Genomic DNA, 23,909 nt, shown 5'->3' on the forward strand with positions numbered 1-23,909 from the left:
ACGGAGACTCGTAGAACGATGAATCCCCCTGCCTTCAGGCGGGGGAGAACGTCAAACCTCGGTTATCTATCCAATAGCGCAGTGCCTTGTTGCGAACGAACTGTGCGGTTCGGATCGCCTCGTCAATCGCCGCGTATTGGTGGGGCTTGCCTTTTACTTTGAACTCGAGAACAAGCATTGTCGCTTAGCTGGCACTTGTACGAACAATCTTGGCACAAAAAAACAGGATTGTCAAAAGCCGTCCTAGAAGGACGGGGTTTTAGACCCAAATTTTTTGATAACCTCATCACCTCGATCGCATCATCGCCTCGTCTCCCCCCTCTCTGCCCCCCCAATACATAAAATATGTATTTTGTCAACCCCAGATCTCGAAAAGTTTTCTACGCCACTGAGGGTGATGGGGTGCGGTGCGTGACGAGGTTTCGGTCAAGGTTCCTCGTTAACGACCAATTCTCCCTTCGTGAGAATCTTGTGCATATCCAGAACCGTTAACGCTTTACCCTGATAGGGCGCAGTGCCTCGTAAATATTCATCTCCGGTACGCCGTACCGCCGTGGGAATCGCCGACATCTCCGACGGATTCACCTGAACCACGTCGAACACCTCATCGACGGCAATTCCTGCCACGATATCCTCCACTTGCACCACCACCGCCTTTTTCGCCTGACGCTCGACGCTGGGGAGGTTCAGCAGTTCGTCTACCGCAACGAGGGTCAAAATTTCTCCCCGTAAGTTCATATTGCCCACGATGCGAGGGGGACAGCAGGGAACGGGGGTGACGTTGTTAATGGTGGCGAACTCCCGCACCATCTGTAAGTCGATGCCGAAATACTCGCCGTGCAGTCCGACGACTGCCAAAGACACCAAATTTTGTACGTCTTGGGCGTCTGTCATCACCCGTAACTGGGCCGCCCGTTGGCGAAAGACTTCCCGCTCTTCGGGGGTGGCGTTGGGACAAAATACCGGAAGGTCTGATTCTTCGGGTTCCGAGGCGTCTGATTCTTCGGTTTCGGGGCTGGTGTCTTGGCTGGCGGCGCGATCGCGGGCGTCCCGTATCACGGCTTGGCAGTCGAGAAGCGCCACGAGTTCGGTTTCCACTTGGGCGACGCCTTTGACGAAACGTTGTGTGGTGTGACTGTCACGGCCGTAAGACAACTCGGAGGTGATGTCTTGGGTTTCGACGCTGACGACTTCCCGCACGCGATCGACCACCATTCCCAGGCGAAACCCTTTCCATTCCACGATAATGACGCTGTCGCTGAGTCGATAGTCCCGTCGAAGCACGCCGTGACGCTGGCGGAATTTGCGACTGAGGCGAAAGTGGAGATCCATAATCGGTACGATCTCCCCCCGCAGGTTGAGAACGCCGACGATATCGGGCGGGGCTTCGGCGATGGGAGTCACTTCCGGCAGAAAAAAGACTTCTTGGACTAGGTGAGCGTCCAGTCCGTAGTGGGTTTCGTTGAGATCGAAGAGCAGGTAAGGATAGGTCTCCATAAGAGGCGCAGCGGGAAAGGGTTATCGAGACAGGCCGCGAACTTGTTTTAACAACTCCCCGGCGGTCAAATGTCGTTCGGCATCGACGACGGTTTGAGGGGGCAGGGTTTGCAAGATTTCCACCGCCGTACTTTGCATTTTACGGGCGCGATGTCGATCGCCTTCGCTTTGATACAGTTGCGCCAGTTCGAGGTAGGCCAGGGCGGCGTGAGGGTCGATGTAGACGATCTTTTTCAGGAAGCTTTTGGCGCGTTCGGGTTTGCCTTGCAGTTCGCACAGGTAAGCCAGGAGGTAGTAAGGGGCGACGGCTAGGGAGTCGATTTCGAGAGCCTGCATGCAGTAGTAGGTGGCTTTTTGGTAGTCGCCGAGGTTGGCGTAGGCGCGGGCGATGAGGGTGTAGGCGTCGAGATGGCGCGGTTCGTCGGACAGGACGGCTTCGGCGTGACGAATGGCGTCGGCGTAGTCCTGTTGTTGGTAGCAGGCCATCGCTCGCGTCCAGGCGGGTGCGATTTCGTCGGGAGAGGGGTGGGAAGGGCGATCGCGAAAGAGTTTCTTGGCGCTCTCGCGATCGCGCCGAGGTCTCAGCGACCGGGGCGGGGGTGGGGGCGAAACGCTCTCCCGACGGGGCGGAAGCGGCACGATCGGTTTGGGCGTGACCTGTCTGTTACGGGAGGGTGACGCAGATCGATCGAGGATGTTGGCGCGATCGGCCCGGGCGATGCTGTCCCCTTCGACGCGATCGCAACGCTGGTAGACGACGGATTGGGGAAACAGTTGCGTGTGAAAGGGTCGCGTCGATTGTCCCTGAAGTTCGGCGTGAGCGGCAATCAGATACCCTCCGGGGGACAGGGTACGGTAAAACTTTTGCAGGACGCGATCGACAGCGTTTCGATCGAAGTAGATAAAAACGTTGCGACAGAGAATTAAATCCACTGCATCGAGACTGAGATCGGCGTCGGGAAGGTCGTGACGGACGAGGTTGAGGCGGTGAAACTGTACCATCTGCCGCACTCGGGGGTCGATATGGTATTTATCGCCGCGAACTTGGAAGTATTGCTGTTTGATACGGGGTTCGACTTGGCGGAACGACCAGGGGTTATATTCCCCCCGTCGAGCGCGTTCTAAGACGGCTTCGTTGATGTCGGTGCCGACGATCTTGAGGTTCCATTCGTATAAGTCGTGGAGGAGTTCCCGCAGTAAAATCGCCAGGGAATAGGGTTCTTCGCCCGAAGCGCAGGCGGCACTCCAAATTTTGAGGCTCGGTTTGGCACCCTGGGCTTTTTTTGCGGCCAGGTTGCGGTTTTTGACGATGAGTTCGGGCAAAATACGACTGCGGAGTAGGTCGAACTGGCCGCGATCGCGAAAAAAATAACTCTCCGTGACCACCAAGAGTTTGACCAGTTCCCGCCATTCTCGATCGCTGCACAAGCGATCGCTCGGTGGGGTAATAGCATCCGGACGCGCGGCGTCGAGGAGTTGGTAATAGGATTCGAGAGACGAGATCCCCAACGCCTTCATACGAACTCGCAGTTTTTCGAGCAGTCCGCGTTCGTCTTGGGGACGAACGTACAACCCCGTTTGACGCGAGATGAGTCGGACGAACTGTCGGACGCGATCGGAATCGAACATCAGTTTAAGGACGAGGAATTAAGCACGAGGAAATGAGGGCAAAAGGAGTTCGTTGGGTTTTCGCCCGTGCAATCCGCTGCCGTACCGATCGTTCCGAGCGTCACAAGCTTTATCGCTGGGAAACAGCGCAACCATAAAACGGTATAGTTTTTGACAAGATATATACTTCTAGCCTAACTCAGATTGAACCGGGAACTGGGGAGAACGGGGATCGAGGTTAAGATAAGGGGAGTTAGTTAAGTTCTGTTAAGAAAATTGACTGCGACCTTCAAACATCCCAACCGCGTCACCGAGGTTCGCCCTTGGTGCGCCCTCGATCCCTTGTGGCAAGGTGACGAAACGGCCGTTCGCGAGGGGTTGCCCCACCAGCAACTGGCTCCAGCCTGGCAAATTCTGCTGTTGGGAGATGGTTCTCCCACTCGTCACCTGAAATTGTTAACGGGAGAACCCACGGAAGTGGATGTCATCGATATGTCGCCCATCGGGACGGATACCGACGGGGCGCCGTCTTTGATTGGCGAGATTCCCACGCCGAGACTGCGGCGACAGGTTTGGTTGAGGACGGCCTCGGGTCAACGGTTGGCCTACGCGGCGTCTTGGTGGGGGACTAGCCACATCGACGATTATTTACAAAATCGATCGCTGCCGATTTGGGAAAATCTCTCCCGCATTCACGCGGAACTCTATCGCGACGTTCGCGGGTTGTATTACGGTCGTTCGTCGGCGTTGGCAGAGGCGTTTGAGGAAACGGGGCCGTTTTGGGGACGTCATTATTTATTTTGGCATCACGGTAAACCGCTCACGCTGATTTACGAAGTGTTTTCGCCCTATTTACGGAAGTATCTCGGACCGATGCGAGTGTCTGAGGACGATCTCAAGGGTCGTCGATCGCGTCGATCGCAGTCTTGAGGCTTGAGGTTCTATTTTTTTTGAGTTCACCGAAACACTTTTTCGAGCAACATCGGCGAAATTTCGTTTAAGGGAAGAACGTAATGAGCCGCCCCGAGGGCGATGGCTTCTTTGGGCATTCCAAACACGACGCTACTGGCTTCGTCTTGGGCGACAGTCAGTCCGCCAGCCCGTTCGATCTCTAACATTCCCGTGGCGCCGTCTTTGCCCATTCCTGTCAACAATACGCCTACGGCGCGACGACCGTAACAGCGGGCGACGGACTCGAACAATACGGTGACTGAAGGACGGTGTCCCGACAGCGGCGGTACGTCGGAATAGGCGAACCGTCCCGGTCGATCGAATATTAAATGTTTGTCTTCTGGGGGAAAATAAGCGGTTCCCGGTTTGGCGATCGATCCGGCCGAGGCAATTTCGACCGTAATGTGAGTTTCGGAATTCAACCAAGCCACCAACCCCTGTAAAAAGCCCCGACTGATATGTTGGACGCAGACAATAGGAACGGGAAAGTTTTTAGGAATTGTCGATAAAATCGACAACAAGGCTTGCGGACCTCCCGTAGACGCACCGACGGCCAGCACTTGATAGGATCGCAGACGTTCTTCGCGGGTCACGGTCGGCGTTTTCGTGACGGATGCCGTTCGCCGTCGGTGGGTAAACACCGCCACCCCCGACAACACGCGAATTTTGGTGAGGAGTTCTTGTTTTAAATCGTCCCAGTTCCCCACGGAACTGTCGATGGGTTTGGGTAAAACGTCCACCGCCCCGGCGTTGAGAACCCGAAAGACGTTTTGGGTATCTTCGGCTTGTACCGAAGCACTCAACACCAAAATCGGAAGGGGCATGGTGGACATGATCTCCTCGGTCAGTTCTAACCCGTTCATTTCGGGCATATGGAGATCGGTACAGACGACGTCGGGTTTAACCCGAGGCAGCAGGTCTAAGGCTTCTTTTCCGGTGCGAGCCATAGCGACGAGTTCGATATCGCTACACCCGGAAAAAAGGCGTTTGAGGACAATTTGGACGACGGGAGAATCTTCAGCGACGAGAACGCGAATAGGCATTTTTTGCAGCGAACGACGGGCAATAAAAAGGCTTGTTTTTAATGAGGTTTTTCACGGTGTTTCAACGGTGTTTCCAAGGAATTTAAGTTTGAAAAAAAGTTTGCAGGGTGGGGCTTGACCCACCCTAAAATTTTACATTTTTTTTGGCATTATTGAAAGCCAAACGATGTTTTTTAAGACCCCGAGTCTTTCCAATACAGACTTTTAAAAAATCACACTAAACGCCTCAAGGTTTCGACTAAAACTTCTTGATTAAAACTGCTTTTTGTGATATAGGCGTTCGCGCCAGCTTCGGCCCCTTTACGGCGGTCTTCGTCGGTGGCCAGGGAGGTGACGAGGACGATGGGCAATTCGCTGTATTGCTGGTGCGATCGAATCCGTTCGGTCATTTCGAGACCGTCGAGATTGGGCATTTGAATGTCGGATACCACGGCGTCGAACTCCCGGGCGCGAAGTTTGTTATACCCGTCTAAGCCATCAACCGCCGTCACCACTTCGTAGCCCGCCGCTTCCAGAATGCGTTTTTCTTGAGTGCGGGTGGTGATGGAATCTTCAACTAACAGGATAACGGCTGGGCGGCGGTCTTCGGGGGAGCCTCCGCTGGTGTCTTCGACTCCGACGGAAACGGCGGCGGTGTCGGTCACCAATCCCGACAAGCGGCGGCCGCTGTGAACCGACTGCACTAAATCCACGGGATTGAGAACGATGCAAACTTCCCCGGTTCCCAAAATCGTCGCGCCGGAAACGTTGCGAACCCTCGCCAGGAGCTTGCTTTGGGGCTTGAGGATGGCGTCTTGTTCGTCGATGAGTCGATCGACGATGACCCCCAACCAATCGTCTCCGACTTTCAAAACGATGCAGGATAGGGATTTCTTGGGCTGTTCGCGGCTCTCCGGCGAGGCCGGAAGTTCTAACAAGTTCGCTAACTCGGCCACGGAAATGGGTCGATCGTCGTACAGTACGGTTTCTCGCCCCTCGATGGCGAAAATATCGCTTTCGTCGAGGGTACAGGCGGTTTGCACGAACTCCACGGGGATGGCATAAGGCTGTCCGTTAACCTCCACCAGCAGCACGTGGGCGGTGGCCAAAGTCGTCCCCAAATGCAACCGTATCGTACAGCCCTTTCCGGGTTCGGAGTCTACTTGAATCGATCCTTTGAGCCGTTCGACGTTGGCCCGCACCACGTCTAACCCCACGCCGCGCCCGGAGACTTCCGTGACGAACGATCGAGTGGAAAATCCGGGCATGAAAATCAACGATTGAATCTGGTTCGGCGTCATCGTCTCCAAGTCTTCGGAGCGACAGACGCCGTTTTTCAAGGCCGTTTTCTTGATTTTCTCGATGTCTAATCCCCGGCCGTCGTCGGATACTTCGATGACGACGGTACTGGCAGTTTGATAGCCCCGCAGCGTCACCGTCGCCCGTTCGGGTTTCCCCATCCGCCGCCGCTCTTCGGGCGGTTCGATACCGTGGTCGATGGCGTTGCGAATAATATGGGTCAGGGGATCTTTCATTTCTTCGAGGATGCGCTTGTCGGCGCGGGTTTCCCCTCCCCAAATCGAGAGTTGTACGTCTTTGTTTTGCGATCGAGCCAGGTCTCGCACTAAACGGGGGTACAGGTTGAAAATGGTCGAAAGCGGCAGCAGTCGCAGGGTTCGCACGCCGTCTTCGATTTCGTCGGCAATGGTATCGAGTCGCGCGGTATCTTCGGCGATGGCGTTGCGCAGGTGGTTGATGAGGCTTCCCATGCGTTCGAGTCGCTCGCGGGACTGTTGCTGTAGCGACTGCATCTGACGCAGGGCGGTGTTACGGGTTCCGTTGCCGTTTCCGTTAATTTGTAACTCTTCCCAGAGGAAGCGAGAGGCATTGGTGTCGCGACTCCACTCTTCCCACAGTGCGACGATATCTTCGATTTCGGCCAGGCGATGGGCGATGCGGATTTTCGTTACCGTCAGTTCCCCGGCTTGTGTCATTAAGGCGTCGAGGTTGCGGGTGGTGACGCGAATGGTGTCGATGCGATAGCTTCCGTCGCTGTCGTCAGGTGCCTTTCCGTTGTGGGAGGAACGGCGGGGGGGCTGTGTGGGGGGATCGGAAGCGCTGCCGCCGGGATTGGCTGACGAGGGCGGTTGTCCGCCTTGGAGTTGCTCGATCGCCTCTTGGAGTTCGATGGCGCTGGGACGGCCGGTGATGGCTTCGCTGACCATTTGGCGAATGGCGTCTAAGCCTTGGTAGAGGCGATCGCACAGTTCGGAGGTCAGTTGGGCTTTGGCTTCTTTGACCGGTACGAGTTGTTGTTCCCAGTCGTGGGCCAGTTGGGCGATGCTGTCGATGCCTAACATCCCCGCATCCCCTTTAATGCTGTGAATTTCTCGTAAGACTAAGTCCAGGCGATCTCCGTCGGCTGGGTGTTGTTCGAGGTGCAGGAGTCCTTCGTCGAGTTTTTGAAGGTGGTCGTCGCAGGCGATGCGGAAGGTTTCGCGGAGTTCGTCGTCGTCGATATACAGGCTTTCGCCGGAGGCGGCCTCCGGGGCGGTGTGGTTCGAGGCGGCGGTGGCTTCCGTCCCCCGGTCTTGGGGAGGCGTTACGGCGTTGTTAACCTGTTGGCGGATGGTGTCGAGATCCCGAAACAGGCGATCGCACAGGTCGTCTGTGAGTTCGAGTTTTTCTTCTTTGATGGGAACGATTTGTTGTTCCCAGGCGTGGGACAGTCGCGCTACGGATTCGACCCCCAGCATCCCCGCATCTCCTTTGAGACTGTGGATTTCGCGGAGAAGGTCGTTGAGGCGATCGCGATCGTCGGAATGCTGTTCGAGATGAAGCAGACCGTCGTACAGTTGTTGTAAGTGGTCTTCGCTGGCGATTTTGAAGGTTTGACGGAGTTCGTCGTCCTCGATGTAGGGGGTCGTGAAGGAAGCCGAAGGCGACAGTGTCCGTGGCGTGGGGGAAGGCTTCTCGGCCGGCGAAGCCTCGGCGGACACTTTCCCCAGCAGTGCATCGCAGGCGGCTTCGAGGGACAGTTCGCTGACGGTACCGTTGACGGCATCGTTGACGAACTGACGGATGGCGTCTAACCCCTGGTACAGGCGATCGAACAGTTGCGGCGACAGCTTGATCGCCTCCTCTTTCAACGGTGCCAGTTGTTGTTCCCAAACGTGAGACAGTTTCGCGACGGATTCGACCCCCAGCATCCCCGCGTCTCCTTTGAGACTGTGCATTTCCCGCAGTACGTCTTCGAGGCGATCGCGATCGTCGGGATGTTGTTCGAGGTGCAACAAACCGTCATCCAGTTTTTGCAGGTGGTCTTCGCTGGCGATTTGGAAGGTTTGACGGAGTTCGTCGTCCTCGATGTAAATCTCGCTTTCGGACAAAGGGAGATGTTCTGAGGGAGACGGCGCCGCTTCAGCAGCGGAGGGAGCGTCGGAGGTGTCCGGTTCGACCGTTTCTGTTTCGCACGGCGTCTTTTCAGAAGGCGGCGGCGCGGCGTTTCCCCCCATGAGGTTCGCCAAGACGTAGAAGGTTTGCACCCCAGAGGGTTCCCCGGTAATCGCTTCCGTCACCAGTTTTTCGATGGCGTCGAGACCCTGGCGCAGTCGCGCGAACGGGTCGTCTAAGGGAAGCGACTCTTCCTGTTTGAGACTCTCGAGAACCTGTTCCCACTGGTTCGTTAGCATGGCCAGGTCTTTCAGACCCAGCATTCCCGCATTGCCTTTGAGTGAATGAACGTTTCTCAGTAAATCTTCGAGGATTTCCTCGTCCTCGGGATTCTGTTCTAATTGAGTCAGCCCGTTCTTAATCTTTCTTAACTCGTCTTCGCTCGCTTCTTTGAAGATGCCTTGCAGTTCTTCGTCTTCGATCGCCATAACGATCTGACTCCCAATTTTTCTAAGCTAACGTCACGCGAGGTTTTAACTCGATCGCTGCTGGAAAGCTCCCTGCTCTCTCCTTATACTAGCCGATCTCGTCCTCGGCATTTCAGTCGAGAGCGCGGTCTCATAGCGATCGCTCTCTCCACTTTTGACTCTGTTAAGTTTTATGATGGCATTCTCCCCAACCTAATCGGGTCTATTTTAACTTCGCTTACAGACTTATTGTGACGATTTTCTATTTTTTTAATTTCTTTTTAATTAAATCATATAACGTCCCAGAAAAATCTCAAAAATAAGGCTAAGGCTTTAAGTCATACTCTATCCGTTTGTGATAAGCTAGTTTCAAAAAGCGAACAGTCTGTAGGTTGAGTGAAGCGATGGCGAAACCCAACGCACTTCTCATCAGTTGGCCAGAAGTCTTCACTAAATCCCCAGCATTTACAAAACGCCGGGGATTTTATCTTGAGTATTTCGACTATTAAAATCGATTCAAGCCGAATTTAAACCGTCACCGCAATCACTTCCCACGTTGCTGGTTTTTCGCCTGTTCCAGAGCAATATCCTTCACCGCTTGCAGCGATTTCTCGTTCGCCGCACCCTCGATGGCTTTGACCGCCAACTCTTGCGTTTGTTTGAGAGTAGTTTCCAATTGCTTCGTCAAATTGGCAATGCGAATTTCGCGCTCTCGAATCGTTTGCTCCAAGGATTGAACCTGCAACTCGTACCGCTGTTTCTCCCCTTCAATTTCTTTCTGACGTAACTCTGCATTCGCCTTAGTTTGTGCGATCGCGATGTTCCGTCCAACTTCTTTTCCGCGCTTAATTTTCGCCTCTTTATCCGCCGGGAACGCTTCCACTTTCGCCATCACCTCTTCAAACTCTTTCTCGCGCTCAGAAAGTCCGTTTTCCCGCTCTTCCCAAGCTTTCTCTTGCTGTTGGCGAGTTTCCTCGAGTTGGCGATATAACGCCTCTTGCTGTTGCTGATACTCCTCAAACTCCGTCTTCCGCAGCAAGTCGCGATCGTAGCGATACTCTTGCTCGTCGCGCTCCAGCAATTTCTCGTAATTAAAATTGCGTTCTGCGACGAATTTTTCACGCTCTTCCCGCTCTTTTTTCCAAGCCTCTCGTTCTTCAAAAAAGGCTTGCTCTAAGGTTTCTTTAAGTGTTTCAAATTCATCAGAAAACTGTTTTTTAGTCTCCTCGTACTCCCGAATCAAACGGTCGAGCGTGTCGTCGTCAATATCAGACAAATCGTACAGTTGTGTCAGTCGATCGACCTCTTCAGAAACCTGGCTTTGAACCTCCGACAAATTCGAGGCTTCCCGCGTGAGTTTTTCCGAAAGTTGACTCACCGAACTTCCAAATCCCAACTTCAACCCCATCAGTTGAGAAATCGTGTCTTGCATCCGTTCCTCTTCCGTTTTCGCCGAGGATTTTTTGGGCGTCGATTCCACCTTCGCTGTTGCGGTTTGCGTGGGTTGAGATTTCGCTGATTGCTTCAGCTTGGCTTCTAAGGCTTTCTTCTCTTTTTGGAGTTCTTTGTAAGCCGAGAGAATTTCAGATTTTGTATTGCGAGAATTGACCACAGTTCTAACCTCAAAAAATGTGACGATTCGTGAAAATTTGGAAAATTGGCTGTAGGTTGGGTGGAGAAAACCGCAACCCAACACAAGACGAGATTCGGAAAATTGGGGATGTTGGGTTTATCTTGAATTGGCTTTTTCGAGACGTTTAAGATGTTGGGCTTCACTCCGTTTCACCCAACCTACGGCGTGAATCCAAGAAAACTTCAATACATTAAGAACGACTGCCAAACGCCTGAATCGCTAACTCGCGAGATTGCTGTGCGGCGGCTTGTAACTGTGCCGAAATTTCGGCAATCTGCTCGTCTTGACGTTGAATTGTCGTTTCTAACGCGGCAATTTTTACCTCGTAACCGCGCTGTATCCCTTCCCATTCTTTCTCGACTAAACTCGCCTTCGCCGACGCCTCGCGATTCACCTCGCGGATGGTGTCTTCCTTGGCTTTGTTAAATGCTTGTTGCAACTCCGCCTCGAAGGTGGAAACCCGCTGTTTCTTCTCGTCGAACTCTTCTTGATGTGCGTTTAAAAACGCCTCCCGTTCCGTCCAATCTTTCTCTTTTTCCCGGTTTTGCTGCGCCAGTTGCGCTTCCAACTCCCGACGCTGGCGTTCGTACTCGTCGGCGTCAATTTTCCGCTGGCGTTGTAACTCGTATTGGAAGTCAGCCGCTTCCTGTTCCCGCTGTTTCTGCACTGTCGCCTCGGTTTCCGCCACCTGCGTCTCGAACGCTTGCTGTTCTTTCTCCCAGGATTTGCGGGTTTGAGTGCGCTCTTTTTCCAAGGCTTCCTGCTGACGCGACAGGGTGTCTTCCAAGGCGCGGCGTTGTTCTTGGTGTTCTCGGCGAAGCAGGTGCAGCGCGTCGGCGACAATTCCGATTTTTTGCAGTTTTTGCAGGTTGTCGCTCTCGATATCGATGGATTTGCGAAGTTCGTCCAGTTTCTTGGCTTCGGTTTCGAGGCGTTCGGCGAGGCTGGTAACGGTGGTGTCGAACTCCAGTTGTAAGTCCGCAAAGCCGCGAACGATGCTGTCGGGGGTGTAGGTGGAGGCGATTTCGAGAAGTTCTCGGTTTTTCTGGGTTTCGGCTTCCTCTTCTTTGGTGGCGACACGGTACTCCTGACGCTTGCGTTCGGCGAGAACCTCTTGGAATTGTTGGAGTAACAGGGATTTGTTGTCGAAAGACGCTTGAGTCACGGTTGGAAACCTCCGTTTGGGAAAGGTTGGTATCGACGCAGGATGTTTTGGAAAAGTCAGGCCAGGCGCGGTGAGAACGTCTGACCTGACTGTCTGCTGCGTCGTTCTCGCGTGAGTTGATTTTTTAATCAACTAAATTCACTGTAACCGCTGTTGATTTTTTTGTCAAGTATTCGCTAGAATGCGCGTAGGATCGAGGTTCGACCCAATTTGAACGGGGGATCTCGAGTTGTATAGCAGAGGAACTGACCGTGAAAGAGAGCTTTGGAAGCGTCATTCGGGAAGCCCGCATGAATCGCGGCTTGTCTCAGCGAGATTTAGCGAAAACGCTGCGGGTGGATTTCACGTATTTATCGAAGTTAGAGAACGATCGAGCCGATTACGCGGCGAAAGAGGAGGTAATTCGATCGATCGCGCAGGAATTGCAGTTAGACGAAGAATCTCTGGTGTTTCTAGCGGGACGCACGCCGCAGCGATACGAGGAATTCCTGAAAAAGCACTATCGAGAGATGCCGAAATTGTTCCAACGCATGGCGGAAAACCCTGCTTTCGCCGAACAGGTATTTCGCGCGGCGTCGGGGGAGGGGATGAGGGGATGATGAGATGAAGGGATGGTGAGATGATGGACTTTGGTGCGTTCAGCTTCATCTATATCTATATTTAATCTATGTCGATCGAACTGCTTTCGTTGCTGCTGGTGGGCGTTGTTACAGGAGTCGCGGCGGGTGTGCTGGGAATTGGCGGCGGCTTGCTGATGGTTCCCGCGTTGATGGTGGGAGGCTTGACGATTCTGCAAGCGACGGCGACGAGTTTAGTCGGCGTAGTTCTCAGCGCCACTTCGGGAAGTTTGCGAAATTGGCGAACTGGCGATTTGAATCCCACAGCGTCGCTGGGGCTGGCGTTGGGGGGAATTCCGCTGGCGCAGGTGGGGGCTTGGTTGGGAAGCCAGCTTCCCGGTGCAGTTTTGGCGTTTTGCTTTGCGGTGTTGCAACTGGCGGTGATTTATTTGATGGGGTTGCGACGCCAACTGGCGAAGCAAAAGTCTGAGGCGGTTTCGTCTCAAAACAATTTTCACGTCAAAACGGTAGGAATTGGCGGTTTAGCGGGGTTGCTGTCGGGATTGTTCGGCGTCGGCGGCGGGGCGGTGATGGTTCCCTTGCAAATGCTGCTGTTACAGTCGCCGATTAAACTGGCGGTTCGGACGAGTTTGGGGGCGATCGTTTTAATTGCAATTTCGGGATTGGTGCGCCACGGAATTCAAGGAAACGTTTTGTGGTTGCAAGGTGTTTGTCTGGGAGTTGGCGGGATTTTGGGCGCTCAGTTGGGAACGCGGGTGTTACCGAAATTGCCCGAACGTTGGGTGAATTTGCTGTTTCGACTCTTGCTGTTGGCGATAGCAGGGTATACGATCGCCAAAGGACTGGAAGCCATGCCCGAGTGAGGAGATTATGACTGAAATTGCCACGTTTGGAGCGGGCTGTTTTTGGGGCGTTGAAGCGGCATTTCGTCGCGTTGACGGCGTTGTTTCGACTTCTGTGGGTTATATGGGGGGAGATTTCCCAAATCCCTCTTATTTGGACGTTTGCGCCCGGATTACGGGACACGCGGAAGTCACTCAGGTTGAATACGACCCGGATATCGTGTCTTATGAAGAATTGTTGAATGTTTTTTGGGAGATTCACGATCCCACTTCGTTAAACCGTCAAGGTCCCGATCGCGGCGACCAATATCGATCGATTATTTTTTACCACACGCCAGAACAGGAAAAAGTTGCTCGAAAATCGAAATTAAAATTACAACAATCTAAAAAATCCGAGAGAAATATCGTCACGTTTATCGAACCCGCAAAAGACTATTATTTAGCCGAAGAAGAACACCAACAATATTACGAAAAACATCGCCCAAAAAGGTTTTAAAAAACGGGTTTAAAAAAACGAAATTTTAGAGAAACAAATCCTCTGTTCTTTGTTTATTTTTGGCGAGAAAAATACCCTAAAACCTTGGATTTTGCGAAATAAAACCTACTGAATAAAGTCAATTTCCGACAAAAACGAAGGATTGATTCCGACTAAAATAGCGATCGACTCCCCCGTCACCCCATCGCGCACGAGAGTTTCCGGTTGCGAATTTTCGCCAATTTGTCGGACGAATTCCAAATCCGCAAAAGTCAAGCCGTTGGTCAAACTGAGTTTGTCCTGTAACACCTCGAAATCCTGAATCGTATCCACGGCGCCGTTGCGTTCGAGGACAAACACATCGTTTCCCTCACCGCCAGTCAAGACATCGCTACCCTCACCGCCAATTAACTCGTCGTCGCCGAGGCCGCCGAAGAGGAAATCCATCTCCGTTCCCCCTCGCAGTCGATCGCTTCCGTCGCCGCCAAAGAGAACGTCAACCCCAGAATCCCCGTCTAAGTCGTCGTTTCCGTTACCGCCGTTGAGGTAGTCTGTGGCTGCGCCGCCGTTGAGATAGTCGTCTTCATCGCCGCCGTAGAGTCGATCGCTCTCCCCATACCCAAAAGCCGCATCATGTCCCTCACGGAGATACAAATCATCTCGGCCGCGACTTCCTTCAATAACGTCGTCACCTTCGCTAAATGCCCCCAGAGAAGCTTCATCGAGGGCGATGTCGTCCCCCGGAACAGTCGTCGGATGGGTGACGGTAACGGAGACATCCTCGAGAGACAAGCCATCGAAGGCGAAATCCTCGCTGGTGACAGTGTGCGTGATGGCGAAAGTTCCCGCCGCCGTGTCTAAGGGTGCTGTCACCGTTACCGGTTGGGGGACGTTCCAGTTGTCTGGCGTAAACGTCAGTTGCGACGAATCCAAGCTGAGACTATCCGCCGCAAGTTGCACAGTTACGTCTTCAGACGGGGGAAACGTCAGCCAAATTTCGTAGGTGTCGAAGCCGTAACCGCTGCGGACGCGGGTGTTTCCCGCCGATTCCACGAGGGCGATCGCGCCGCTAACTTGCACTTCCACCGCCCCGATATCCATCGCTTCCCCAGCCAACCGAGGAAATCCCCGCTGATCGACGAGAAGGGGTTGGGAAGTCGCCGAACCGACTGTTAACTCGATGTTTCCGGCATCGATGGCGGGGCTGTCGTTGAGGGGAAGATAAGTCAGTGTCGCGCCGCCGTTGTCTTGTAGAGGACTCAAACGGGGATCGAGGGGAGCGATCGAACTTCCGGCGATATCTCCTGGGGCATTAAAAAGATCGTCAGGATCGACGCCGACGAGGTTGAATCCCTGACTGATATCGGTAAGAGGGATGGAAAACGTCGAGATATCCTCGTCAGCGTCGCTGGTGCGGTTGTTGGCCAGGATTGAGTTGGCCATCGAAAGGCTTTCATCGAAAAGGATTCCCCCACCTAAACTAAAGGCTTCGTTCTCAACGATGGTACTGTTGGCGATTTCCACCGTACTCCCAAAGGTATACAAGCCACCACCGCTAGATTCCACACCGAGAACGCGGTTGTTCGAGACGGTACTGTTTACCAGTTGCAGCAATCCCGACTGAATATAGATTCCGCCGCCACTCTCTTGCGTTTCGTTGCCAACGATCGAACTGCTGAAAATCTCAATATTGCTACCCGTCTCGCTAGAAATCCCCCCTCCGAAAAAACCGGCGAAGTTGTCCGAAATTTGGCTGTTCGACAGGCGCAACGTTGCCCCGAAGTCGGCAATTCCGCCGCCGTTTAATGCCTGATTGTCTTCAAGCAGACTGTTGGAAATCTCGGCGCTTCCTCGGTTGAAAATGGCACCGCCGCTATTGGCGAAGTTGCGAAGAAACCGACTGTCTTCGACGAACAACGTCGCACCCGCCGCGTTTTCGATGGCGCCACCAAAGCTTTCCGACTGGTTTCCCGTCATCGTGACGTTTTCCAGCGTCACTGTACCGCGATTGAACAGCGCCCCGCCGCCGTCTAAGGTGCTAGAGGAAAAACCACCGCGCAAAGTTAGATCGTTGAGGGTGAGATTGCCGTCGTTGAGGATGTGAAACAGGCGGAAATCTTCGCTACTACTTCGTTCGAGGGTGGCGTCGTTGCCCTCGATGGTGAGGGTTCCGCCTACGTCAACGCTGACGATGGAGGGAAGGGCGTTATCGCCGTTTCCTCCTGTACTGTTGTTGGGGGTGGTGAAGCTGTAGGTTCCGCCACCGAGTTGAAGGGTGTCGTCTTCCGGAGTGCTGTTGGCGAGTTCGATGGCGTCGATGAGGGCGGTTGTGTCTCCAGCGGGAACGGGAATCGTGGCGAAACTGTGGCGATAGCTGTTTTGGGTGGCGAGATCGATCGGCACCGCCGCCTCGATATCTCCCCAGCCAACTTCTAAATCCCAATCGCCGCCGTACCCGGTTAAATCGTCCGATGCGGCAACGTCGGCGTTCGTGAGGCTGGCAAATTCTGCAACGAAAGCCCGGCCAAGGTTTCCGGCACCGACGTTACAGCCGTAGAGGAGAATGTCGCCGTTAGTATCGAGGGCGTTTCCCCATTCTGTGAGGAGATCGGCGGATTCGTCGAGGTTGTCTGCATCGAGGACAGTGTTCCCCAGTTGGAGGCGTCCGGCGTCGCCGTGGGTGATGAGGTGAACGGCGTCGAGGTCGTTTCGTGGGGCGAGAACCTCAGAAATTTGTTGGAGTCCGTTGGTAGTCCTGTCGAGAACGACGGTTTCGAGACGGGGATCGATGCCGGAGAGGAGAGTTTGGCGATCGACGATCGATCCGTCCACAATCAGCAGCGTGCGATCGATCGCCTCGGACGAGGCAACTGTTGGGTCGAACATGACGAATTAAAAGAATTTCCCGCGCCCTGTATTTGACAAATTGAAGGGTGAGAAATTGACAGTTGAGAATTAGATTCGATGCACCCTGTATTGTGGAACTGTATTTTGAAACCCTGTATTTGAGAGAGATGCTTGAGAAAGTCAGGGAAATCGATCGCCTCAGCCGTCAGGAAACTGCCAACAGGCGATGGATTCCACTTGGCGACTGCCACAGGAACAGGGTTCCGGACGAGACGAAACCCATTCGCGATCGCAAACTTGGCAATGACACAATAAATTATTTCGGTTCGCCTGTTGGATTTTGGCTTGCCAAGTGCGAATTTCCTCGGGGTCAATCGAAGACGAGTCAGACATACAAACGTCACCCGAAACATCGAAGAAGAACGATATCTCGATTTTAGCCCGAAAAATTCAGAGATTCAGCCGCAGGAAAATTCCCGTTAAGCTGAGATATTGTCCGACGCGATCGCCTGCACTTTCTTCAATGTCTCCAAAACGCCGTCCCGAAGCCACGACACCGCCACCCCCCAAACCCAAAAACCTCCGCACGCGCTTTTTCAGCGTATTGGCGAATACGCCGCGACTGGTGAAACTGGTGTGGAACGCCGCCCCTGGCTATCTTCTCGCTTCCGTCAGCATTACCCTCGTGCGGGGGGTGTTACCCGTCACCGAACTCTACGTGACGAAATTGGTGGTCGATCGAATCGTCGCCAGCATCGGACAAACTGAAATCGAATGGACGATAATTTTCGGTCTCGTGGGATTGCGTTTCGGCGTTAGTACCCTGTCCGAAATCACCAACCAACTCAACGCCTACAGCCTGCAAGTTCTCAAAGATCGCTTTTCCATTTACGCCAACCAAGTCCTCATCCAGCAAGCGATTCGGCTCGATTTATCTCATTACGAACTTCCCGAATTTCACGATACCCTGAGTCGGGCGCAACAAAGCGGAAGCGATTACCCCGTGCGGATTCTAGGAACCCTGACGAATTTGTTAGGACAAACCGTGAGTTTCCTCAGTTCCATCGCCCTGCTGCTGAGTTTCAGCCCCCTGGTGATGGTGTTGCTGTTGTTGACGTCCGCCCCCGCCTTGTGGGTTAGCGTGCGCTTTTCCGGGCGTCGATTTTGGCTGTCTCGATCGCAAACCCAAGCCGGGCGACGGGCGGATTATTTACAGCGAGTCTTGACGCAAAACGCCTTCGCCAAAGAAGTGCGGCTGTTTCGCTTAGGGGAATACCTGTTGAATCAGTGGACGGCGATTCGATCGAAATTCAACCGCCAGTCGGCCCACCTGGCCCGACGTTTCGCCACCGTGCGCGGATTTGCCGGAACCTTCGCCAATTTGGGCTATTACGGCGCTTACGGTTGGACGATCGCCCGCACAGTACAGGGCAGAATTTCCATCGGCGACTTTACCATGTATTCCGGGGCGTTTGCCCAAGCGCAATCGGTGTTACAGCAGATTTTGCAAAGCATCGCCCAAACCTACGAATATAACCTTTACGTTTCCCAATATTTCGAGTTTCTCAGCCTCCAACCGCAAGTCATCGATTCCCCCGAACCCGCGCCGTTTCCGCATCCCGTCCGAGAGGGATTAGAACTGCGAAACGTCAGCTTTACCTATCCCGAAGCCGCCAAACCCACCCTGCAACACCTGAATTTGACCGTGAAACCGGGGGAAAGCATCGCCCTGGTGGGGGTGAACGGGGCGGGGAAAACGACGCTGTTGAAGCTGATTACGCGGTTGTACGATGTCAGTGAGGGAGAGATTACGATCGACGGGATCGGGATCGATCGATTTTCCCTAGAAGACTTGCGCCAAAACATCGGCGTAATTTTCCAAGACTTCGCCCGGTATAGCCTCACCGCCCAAGACAACATCGGCTTTGGGGATTTGTCGAAACGGGACGATCTCGATCGCATCCAACAAGCCACCGCCGACGGGGGGGCTACAGAAGTCATCAACTCCTTAGAACGGGGTTACGACACGATTTTAGGAAAAATCTTTGCTGGCGGTACCGATTTATCCGGGGGACAGTGGCAAAAAATCGGTATGGCGCGGGCGTTTATGAGTTCCGCCTCGATTTTGATTCTCGACGAACCCACAGCGGCGTTAGATGCGATCGCCGAAGCAGAATTGTTTCAAAGATTTCGCCGTTTGACATCAGGAAAAATGACGTTTTTCGTCAGTCACCGCTTTTCCACCGTCCGCATGGCCGATCGCATTGTCGTCCTGGACAACAGCCGCATCGTGGAAGTGGGAAATCACGAAGAATTGATGCAAAATAACGGACTTTACGCCCAGATGTTTCGCTTACAAGCCTCGAGTTACGTAGAGGAATCGTGAACTACCCGACGCTGACCCTCGTTGGTCACGCTGCACAGAAAAACCCCAGTTTTTTGAGAAAAACTGAGGTTCGAGATTTAGGATATTTTGGCATTCAAAAAATTAATCCCGCAAACACTCGTTCGTCCCGCGATAATCGGCAACGCAGTTACCGTTTTGGTTGAGAACTGTAACTTCTGAAACTGTGGAAAACTGACGTAGCGCCCGTTCTACCGCCGCCATCAAAGGCGCAGTATCGCCGACGCCGCCAAGGTCGAGATCGCGACAGAACTGCAATCTCGCATCGCCATCGTTGACAGAAATTTTAAAGTCCTGTCCGTATTCGCAGGTGGAGGAACCTTCAAACGAAATAGGAGAATACAAACCTCGTTCTCGTTCGTTGGGAGTCGGCCCGTCGATGAGTTCTTCAATGGCGAATCGCGCGACTCCCGAGGTTTCCGAAATCCGAGTCACCGGTTCTACTGCGTCAAAGGCTTGTTGCGAGGAATCGGGGAAAAATGCCGACACGGGATAGTCTTCGTCTCCGGGTTGGGAATCTAAGACTTCCAGAGAGTTCGATACTTGCGCCACCACAGCATCGAATTCTGGCTGTAGGGTGCGATCGTAAGTGAAGTTTAAGGTGACGATATTTTCAACGTTGGGGGCGTTTCCTGGGACGAGTATTTTTTTCGTGTAAAATACAAGATCGTCCCCTTCGTAACCTGAAATTACAAACCAATCATCTCCCTGTTCTTGGTAAGTAATATTCCGAGGTTCGCCTTCGAGTTCCGCTTGGTAGAGTTCGGCTATGCTGCGATCGCTGATATTGTGAGATCCCCATACGCTCAAGACGATGTTACCGTTGCGAGATGAGAACAGGCGACCGTCTGCGTTTTCTGGGGGGTCTTGGGGAGACAGCAGGTTTTCGGGATATTGGAGTTCGTAGTTAAAGCGAGGGTTGGTGTAGCGATCGTATTCGATCGACCCTTCGGGGGGAATGTCCGGTAACGCGGCAACAATGGCGTTATTGGCTTGAGAACTTTGTTGAACATTGCGCTGAGAACGCAGAGTTTCGGCGGTGGTGTCGCCGGGTAAACCGACGGCGATCGCGGCGATCGATACGGCGCTTGCCAATGGAATTAACGGTTTCATAAATCTCCTTTGGGGTTATCAACAAAAACTCGGCAAAAAGGTTAGAAAATAAATTCGTGGCGATGCGATCGAAACGTTAAACAAAGTCTATACAATCCTTTGATTTCAGGGATTGAGACGTTTTGCTCGATCGATTTTCCTCAACCCGCTCTGTCTTAAAGTTAGAAATTTTCAGACAATTATAACTCCATCCGCTGAAAGAGATAGGCGATCGAACCACACCCCAAAACTCTTCCGATTGAGGGATCGATCGCCCATATCGCGCCCATCCCCTCCAACCCAAAAAAAACCGGCTTCTCAAAAGAAACCGGAAAAGTCACCACAGGAAAAACTCGAAAAAATCAGACGTTTAGCACTTAAAACCACTCAGCATGGAAAAACTGGCCACGGGGCTTGTCCGTGCGTTCGTAAGTATGAGCGCCAAAATAATCCCGTTGCGCTTGCGTGAGGTTTTGCGGAAGCCGCGCGCGGCGATAACTATCAAAATAATCCAGAGAGGCGCTAAACGCCGGAACCGGAATTCCCAAGCCGTTCGCCGTAATCAAAACGTCCCGCCACGCCCCTTGGCGATCGAGAATCGTTTGTTTGAACTCCGGCGCCAACAGCAAATTCGCCAAATTGGGATTCTCATCAAAAGCGTGCTTGATTTTATTCAAAAATCCCGCCTTGATAATACAACCCCCTTTCCAAATCCGGGCGATTTCCCCCAAATCGAGCTTGTATTCAAACTCCTGAGACGCCGTACCTAACAGCGCCATCCCTTGCGCGTAAGAACACATTTTCGAGCAGTACAGCGCATCCCGCACCTTATTAATAAACCCTTGCGTGTCGCCGTCGAACTTCCCGCCAGGGCCCGCCAGTTCCTTCGCCGCCGCCATCCGTTCGTCCTTATACGCCGACATCACGCGAGCGTTTACCGCCGCCGCAATCGTGGGAATCGGTACGCCGAGTTCCAAAGAACTCACCACCGTCCAGCGTCCCGTCCCTTTCTGTCCCGCCGCGTCCAGAATCTTATCGACGAGGAAACCATCGCCCATATCGTCCTTTTTCTTGAAAATATTGGCGGTAATCTCCACTAAGAACGAATCGAGTTCTTCCGTCTCGTCCCATTCCGCGAAAACCTCCTGAAGCTGCTCGTTCGTCAACCCCAGAACGTTTTTCAAGAGGTCGTAGGCTTCGGCAATCAGCTGCATATCGCCATATTCAATGCCGTTGTGAACCATCTTGACGTAATGTCCCGCCCCTTTCGGACCAATGTAGGTGACACAGGGGCCGTCATCAACTTGGGCGGCGATTTTCGTGACGATGGGTTCGATCGCCTCGTAAGCCTCCCGCGTTCCCCCCGGCATCAAACTGGGGCCGTTGAGAGCGCCTTCTTCACCGCCGCTGACACCCATTCCGATGAAGCGCAACCCTGCCGCTTCTAAATCCGCCACGCGGCGATCGGTATCTTCATAGAGGGAGTTTCCGCCGTCAATAATCATATCCCCCGGTTCCAGAAGCGGTTTGAGTTGGTCGATGACCGCATCGACGGGTTTTCCCGCCTTCACCATCAGCAAAATTTTCCGGGGACGTTCGAGGGACGCGACGAATTCCTCGAGACTGTGGGCGGGTTTAACGTTCTTACCTTGGGCGCGGTTTTCCATAAACGCCGTCGTTTTCTCGGTCGTGCGGTTGTAGACGGCGACGGAAAAGCCATTGCGCTCGACGTTCAGCGCCAGGTTTTCACCCATCACGGCGAGACCGATGACGCCAAAATTCTGTAAAGCCATATATATCGTTTCAACTCGACTGTTTGGGATGTTTCGATGCTTCGATCGTTCGATTCTTTGTTCAGAGTAGCCCGATCCCTCTCAGAAGTTGGGGAAGAAGATGTTAAGAGTGGGAGAGAGGGAGATTGGGAGAGGGGGAGAGGGAAAGACGCTTCTCTGTTATCAATTGTCAATTATCAATTGTCAATTCCATCTGACCTGTAGAATAAGGCAGTAGAGAGATTTAGGGGTTAACGACGTAATGCTTGCCTATCTGCTTGCTGTTGCCGTTGGTTTGGGCAGCTTTATTCTCTTTATGGCAGCTTTCTTTTTTCCAGAGGTCTACCGAAAGGGAGATTTCGTCTGGAGTGGCGTAGGATTCTTCTACGCGCTGGTGTTGTGGTTTGCCGCCGGACGCTTCACGGGGGCGGTGTTACTCGGTCAAACGGCCAGTGTCGCCCTCATCGGTTGGTTGGGGTGGCAGACGCTGCGACTGCGCCGGGACGTGACGCCCCGAGAACAGCAAACGCCGACGGACGCTTTGGAGGAAAAAGCGTCGGAACTGCTTTCGCGAGACGCGCCTCCGGCGACAACGCCGCAGACGGAGGAGACTAAGGAAGAAGCGGCTTCGGCTGAAGCTGAAACGGTGCAAGATATCGCCGAGGAAGTTGCTGAGGAAGTTGTTGAGGAAGTTGCTGCTGAGGAAGCGGTGGAGGAGGCGCTTGAGGACGCCGCCGAGAAAGCCGCTGAGGAGGATGTTGAGGAAAGGGTAGCGATGCCGGAAACCCCCGACGCCACGGCAACGCCGGAAGCGACGGACGAGGACGCGCGAGAACCGAAATCTGAAGAGGCGACGGCGACGGAGGAAGAGCCGGGTGAAACAGAAACTGCCGAACCTGAAGCGGAAACCTCCCAAACGCCGACTTCTGCGGCGAGTCAGCCCAAACAAGGACTGTTCGGAAAAATCGGGAGTTTGTTTAGCCGCGTCAAGCCAGAGCCGTCTCAACCGCCTGCGCCTCAACCGAGTCCCGAACCGAGTGGGGATCGATCGCCTACTCCGTCGGCGGAGGAAGAAGAATTAGAGATGGAGGTTGATGAGGAGGCTTCTCCAGAGGCTTCTCCAGAGGCTTCTCCAGAGACTTCGCCAGATTCGCCAGAGACTTCGGAGAACGACTCCTCGATGGCGGACAGTTCGGATACCGAACCCGAGATGGAGGAGGTTTCGGCCGATTCGACGGTTGAAGCGTCGGTGGAGGAAGAGCAAGGTCCAGACACTTCTGAAACTGAACGATCGATCCCAGAAGTTGCGGAACCCGAGGATACTGTTGAAGCGTCAGTGACCGAAGTATCTGAATCCGAGACCCCCGACGCCGCCGAACCGTCGGAACCGGATGCGGAGACTGCCGAAGCGAAAACGGCTGAAATTCCTCTGGCTGAGGAAGTCGCGGAAAAATCCGACAAGGCTGAGGCCGAGAAACCACAGGAGACTACTGATTCGGAGGGCGATGACGAATCGTCACCGAAAGAAAAGTAAATAAAGGTATGCTCTTCGGCAATACTTCGTAATAAACAGATCGAACGGCGATCGAAATCACAAAATGTTTAGGTCTCGATCGCTAAAATTCCCCCTAAATCTCACGGTGCAATTCGGGATCGCGTCACGTCGCGAACGCTCGGAAACTCAGATACTGAGATTAGACTTTAACGAGTTATTAGGATTGACGATTTTGAACCGACCTACCATTTCAATTCGCGATCTCGTTCGCGAAGCACTCAAAACCGGGTATCTTTCGGTGGAAGCCGAAGAGCAACTGCGCCAGCGTCTGGCGCAAAAATACGATCTCGAAGATTTTCAAGCGTTCGTGGAACTGCAACGGGCTGCGATGCAGGGACGAGTTCGCCAGGAATCGCGAGAGTTATTGGAGCGTCAGACAGAATCTCAGCCGCAGTCGGTTCCCTGTTAGCGATCGCCCCTCGAACTGTTCTGTTTGAGTTGTCGAACGCGATCGAGCATTTGTTTCCACTCCGAAACCAGCCGTTTCGCCGAGTCGTCGTCGTGAAATTCTAGGTAGACGATGGTTTTGCGAATGAGATACTCAAATTCATGGGGAGTCACGGCACTTCTCTCGAGAACAGGTTAACGTCAGGGTGCATACCGCCTTT

Annotated in this window: 18 protein-coding genes and 2 pseudogenes; 7 read left to right on the forward strand and 13 right to left on the reverse strand. The window is 53.4% G+C overall.

All coding sequences use genetic code 11. The annotated features are described in order from the left end of the window. Window positions 1-52: 52 nt before the first annotated feature. The 3 genes and pseudogenes from ACP5D4_RS08500 to ACP5D4_RS08510 all read right to left on the reverse strand — a co-directional run. Window positions 53-178: pseudogene (locus ACP5D4_RS08500) on the reverse strand (RNA-guided endonuclease TnpB family protein); the annotation flags it as partial. Window positions 179-426: 248 nt separating this feature from the next. Then, a complete protein-coding gene (locus ACP5D4_RS08505) occupies window positions 427-1,497 on the reverse strand; it encodes a chemotaxis protein CheW (RefSeq protein ID WP_428011198.1) in 1,071 nt (356 codons plus the stop codon). Window positions 1,498-1,518: 21 nt separating this feature from the next. Then, window positions 1,519-3,126, reverse strand: a complete 1,608-nt coding sequence (locus tag ACP5D4_RS08510) for a CheR family methyltransferase (protein ID WP_428011199.1) — start codon at window positions 3,124-3,126, stop codon at window positions 1,519-1,521. Window positions 3,127-3,381: 255 nt separating this feature from the next. Here ACP5D4_RS08510 and ACP5D4_RS08515 point away from each other — a divergent pair, with 255 nt between their 5' ends. Then, a complete protein-coding gene (locus ACP5D4_RS08515) occupies window positions 3,382-4,035 on the forward strand; it encodes a chorismate lyase (RefSeq protein ID WP_428011200.1) in 654 nt (217 codons plus the stop codon). Between the two features lie 26 nt (window positions 4,036-4,061). Here ACP5D4_RS08515 and cheB read toward each other — a convergent pair whose 3' ends face one another. The 5 genes and pseudogenes from cheB to ACP5D4_RS08540 all read right to left on the reverse strand — a co-directional run bounded on the left by cheB (window position 4,062) and on the right by ACP5D4_RS08540 (window position 11,736). After that, a complete protein-coding gene (gene cheB, locus ACP5D4_RS08520; protein ID WP_428011201.1) occupies window positions 4,062-5,099 on the reverse strand; it encodes a chemotaxis-specific protein-glutamate methyltransferase CheB in 1,038 nt (345 codons plus the stop codon). Window positions 5,100-5,311: 212 nt separating this feature from the next. Beyond that, complete coding sequence (locus ACP5D4_RS08525; RefSeq protein WP_428011229.1) at window positions 5,312-8,026, reverse strand: Hpt domain-containing protein; 2,715 nt, start codon at window positions 8,024-8,026, stop codon at window positions 5,312-5,314. Between the two features lie 186 nt (window positions 8,027-8,212). Beyond that, window positions 8,213-8,959: pseudogene (locus ACP5D4_RS08530) on the reverse strand (Hpt domain-containing protein); the annotation flags it as partial. A gap of 523 nt (window positions 8,960-9,482) precedes the next feature. Next, on the reverse strand, window positions 9,483-10,550 hold the full coding sequence (locus tag ACP5D4_RS08535; protein ID WP_428011202.1) for a hypothetical protein: 1,068 nt from the start codon (window positions 10,548-10,550) through the stop codon (window positions 9,483-9,485). Between the two features lie 211 nt (window positions 10,551-10,761). Next, complete coding sequence (locus ACP5D4_RS08540; protein ID WP_428011203.1) at window positions 10,762-11,736, reverse strand: hypothetical protein; 975 nt, start codon at window positions 11,734-11,736, stop codon at window positions 10,762-10,764. A 251-nt stretch (window positions 11,737-11,987) separates the two neighbouring features. On the opposite strand from ACP5D4_RS08540, the gene ACP5D4_RS08545 reads away from it, so the two are divergent. The 3 genes from ACP5D4_RS08545 to msrA all read left to right on the forward strand — a co-directional run bounded on the left by ACP5D4_RS08545 (window position 11,988) and on the right by msrA (window position 13,652). Further along, complete coding sequence (locus tag ACP5D4_RS08545; protein WP_428011204.1) at window positions 11,988-12,335, forward strand: helix-turn-helix domain-containing protein; 348 nt, start codon at window positions 11,988-11,990, stop codon at window positions 12,333-12,335. A gap of 68 nt (window positions 12,336-12,403) precedes the next feature. Beyond that, window positions 12,404-13,177, forward strand: a complete 774-nt coding sequence (locus ACP5D4_RS08550; protein ID WP_428011205.1) for a sulfite exporter TauE/SafE family protein — start codon at window positions 12,404-12,406, stop codon at window positions 13,175-13,177. Between the two features lie 7 nt (window positions 13,178-13,184). Then, entirely contained in the window at window positions 13,185-13,652 is a 468-nt protein-coding gene (gene msrA / locus ACP5D4_RS08555) for a peptide-methionine (S)-S-oxide reductase MsrA (RefSeq protein WP_428011206.1), read from the forward strand. A 105-nt stretch (window positions 13,653-13,757) separates the two neighbouring features. Here msrA and ACP5D4_RS08560 read toward each other — a convergent pair whose 3' ends face one another. Further along, window positions 13,758-16,517 (reverse strand): DUF4347 domain-containing protein, encoded by a 2,760-nt coding sequence (locus ACP5D4_RS08560; RefSeq protein ID WP_428011207.1) that lies wholly within the window; start codon window positions 16,515-16,517, stop codon window positions 13,758-13,760. A gap of 159 nt (window positions 16,518-16,676) precedes the next feature. Then, window positions 16,677-16,871, reverse strand: coding sequence for a hypothetical protein (locus ACP5D4_RS08565; protein WP_428011208.1), 195 nt, complete (start codon window positions 16,869-16,871; stop codon window positions 16,677-16,679). A 130-nt stretch (window positions 16,872-17,001) separates the two neighbouring features. On the opposite strand from ACP5D4_RS08565, the gene ACP5D4_RS08570 reads away from it, so the two are divergent. Next, window positions 17,002-18,864: an ABC transporter ATP-binding protein gene (locus tag ACP5D4_RS08570; protein ID WP_428011209.1), complete on the forward strand. Its 1,863-nt coding sequence runs from the start codon at window positions 17,002-17,004 to the stop codon at window positions 18,862-18,864. Between the two features lie 102 nt (window positions 18,865-18,966). Here ACP5D4_RS08570 and ACP5D4_RS08575 read toward each other — a convergent pair whose 3' ends face one another. After that, entirely contained in the window at window positions 18,967-19,995 is a 1,029-nt protein-coding gene (locus ACP5D4_RS08575; RefSeq protein ID WP_428011210.1) for a GerMN domain-containing protein, read from the reverse strand. Between the two features lie 356 nt (window positions 19,996-20,351). Next, window positions 20,352-21,767 carry a decarboxylating NADP(+)-dependent phosphogluconate dehydrogenase gene (gene gnd / locus ACP5D4_RS08580; RefSeq protein ID WP_428011211.1) on the reverse strand — a complete coding sequence of 472 codons (1,416 nt, stop codon included), beginning with the start codon at window positions 21,765-21,767 and terminating at the stop codon, window positions 20,352-20,354. Between the two features lie 241 nt (window positions 21,768-22,008). Here gnd and ACP5D4_RS08585 point away from each other — a divergent pair, with 241 nt between their 5' ends. Both ACP5D4_RS08585 and ACP5D4_RS08590 read left to right on the forward strand, forming a co-directional pair. Continuing rightward, entirely contained in the window at window positions 22,009-23,280 is a 1,272-nt protein-coding gene (locus ACP5D4_RS08585) for a Ycf66 family protein (RefSeq protein WP_428011212.1), read from the forward strand. A 193-nt stretch (window positions 23,281-23,473) separates the two neighbouring features. Then, window positions 23,474-23,710, forward strand: a complete 237-nt coding sequence (locus ACP5D4_RS08590) for a hypothetical protein (protein ID WP_428011213.1) — start codon at window positions 23,474-23,476, stop codon at window positions 23,708-23,710. Here ACP5D4_RS08590 and ACP5D4_RS08595 read toward each other — a convergent pair. Continuing rightward, the gene (locus ACP5D4_RS08595) at window positions 23,707-23,862 is read right to left on the reverse strand and encodes a hypothetical protein (protein ID WP_428011214.1); all 156 of its coding nucleotides are present in this window, start codon (window positions 23,860-23,862) and stop codon (window positions 23,707-23,709) included. The genes ACP5D4_RS08590 and ACP5D4_RS08595 overlap by 4 nt on opposite strands. Window positions 23,863-23,909 lie beyond the last annotated feature (47 nt).

Source organism: Baaleninema sp. (assembly GCF_049974805.1).
Taxonomy (GTDB): Bacteria; Cyanobacteriota; Cyanobacteriia; order Cyanobacteriales; family Geitlerinemataceae; genus Baaleninema.

Bases quoted from the DNA above. Each gene is read 5' to 3' on its own strand.
- cheB (WP_428011201.1), bottom strand. From the start codon at position 5,099: ATGCCTATTCGCGTTCTCGTCGCTGAAGATTCTCCCGTCGTCCAAATT.
- msrA (WP_428011206.1), top strand. From the start codon at position 13,185: ATGACTGAAATTGCCACGTTTGGAGCGGGCTGTTTTTGGGGCGTTGAA.
- ACP5D4_RS08505 (WP_428011198.1), bottom strand. From the start codon at position 1,497: ATGGAGACCTATCCTTACCTGCTCTTCGATCTCAACGAAACCCACTAC.
- gnd (WP_428011211.1), bottom strand. From the start codon at position 21,767: ATGGCTTTACAGAATTTTGGCGTCATCGGTCTCGCCGTGATGGGTGAA.
- ACP5D4_RS08565 (WP_428011208.1), bottom strand. From the start codon at position 16,871: ATGTCTGACTCGTCTTCGATTGACCCCGAGGAAATTCGCACTTGGCAA.
- ACP5D4_RS08550 (WP_428011205.1), top strand. From the start codon at position 12,404: ATGTCGATCGAACTGCTTTCGTTGCTGCTGGTGGGCGTTGTTACAGGA.
- ACP5D4_RS08510 (WP_428011199.1), bottom strand. From the start codon at position 3,126: ATGTTCGATTCCGATCGCGTCCGACAGTTCGTCCGACTCATCTCGCGT.
- ACP5D4_RS08585 (WP_428011212.1), top strand. From the start codon at position 22,009: ATGCTTGCCTATCTGCTTGCTGTTGCCGTTGGTTTGGGCAGCTTTATT.
- ACP5D4_RS08575 (WP_428011210.1), bottom strand. From the start codon at position 19,995: ATGAAACCGTTAATTCCATTGGCAAGCGCCGTATCGATCGCCGCGATC.
- ACP5D4_RS08560 (WP_428011207.1), bottom strand. From the start codon at position 16,517: ATGTTCGACCCAACAGTTGCCTCGTCCGAGGCGATCGATCGCACGCTG.
- ACP5D4_RS08570 (WP_428011209.1), top strand. From the start codon at position 17,002: ATGTCTCCAAAACGCCGTCCCGAAGCCACGACACCGCCACCCCCCAAA.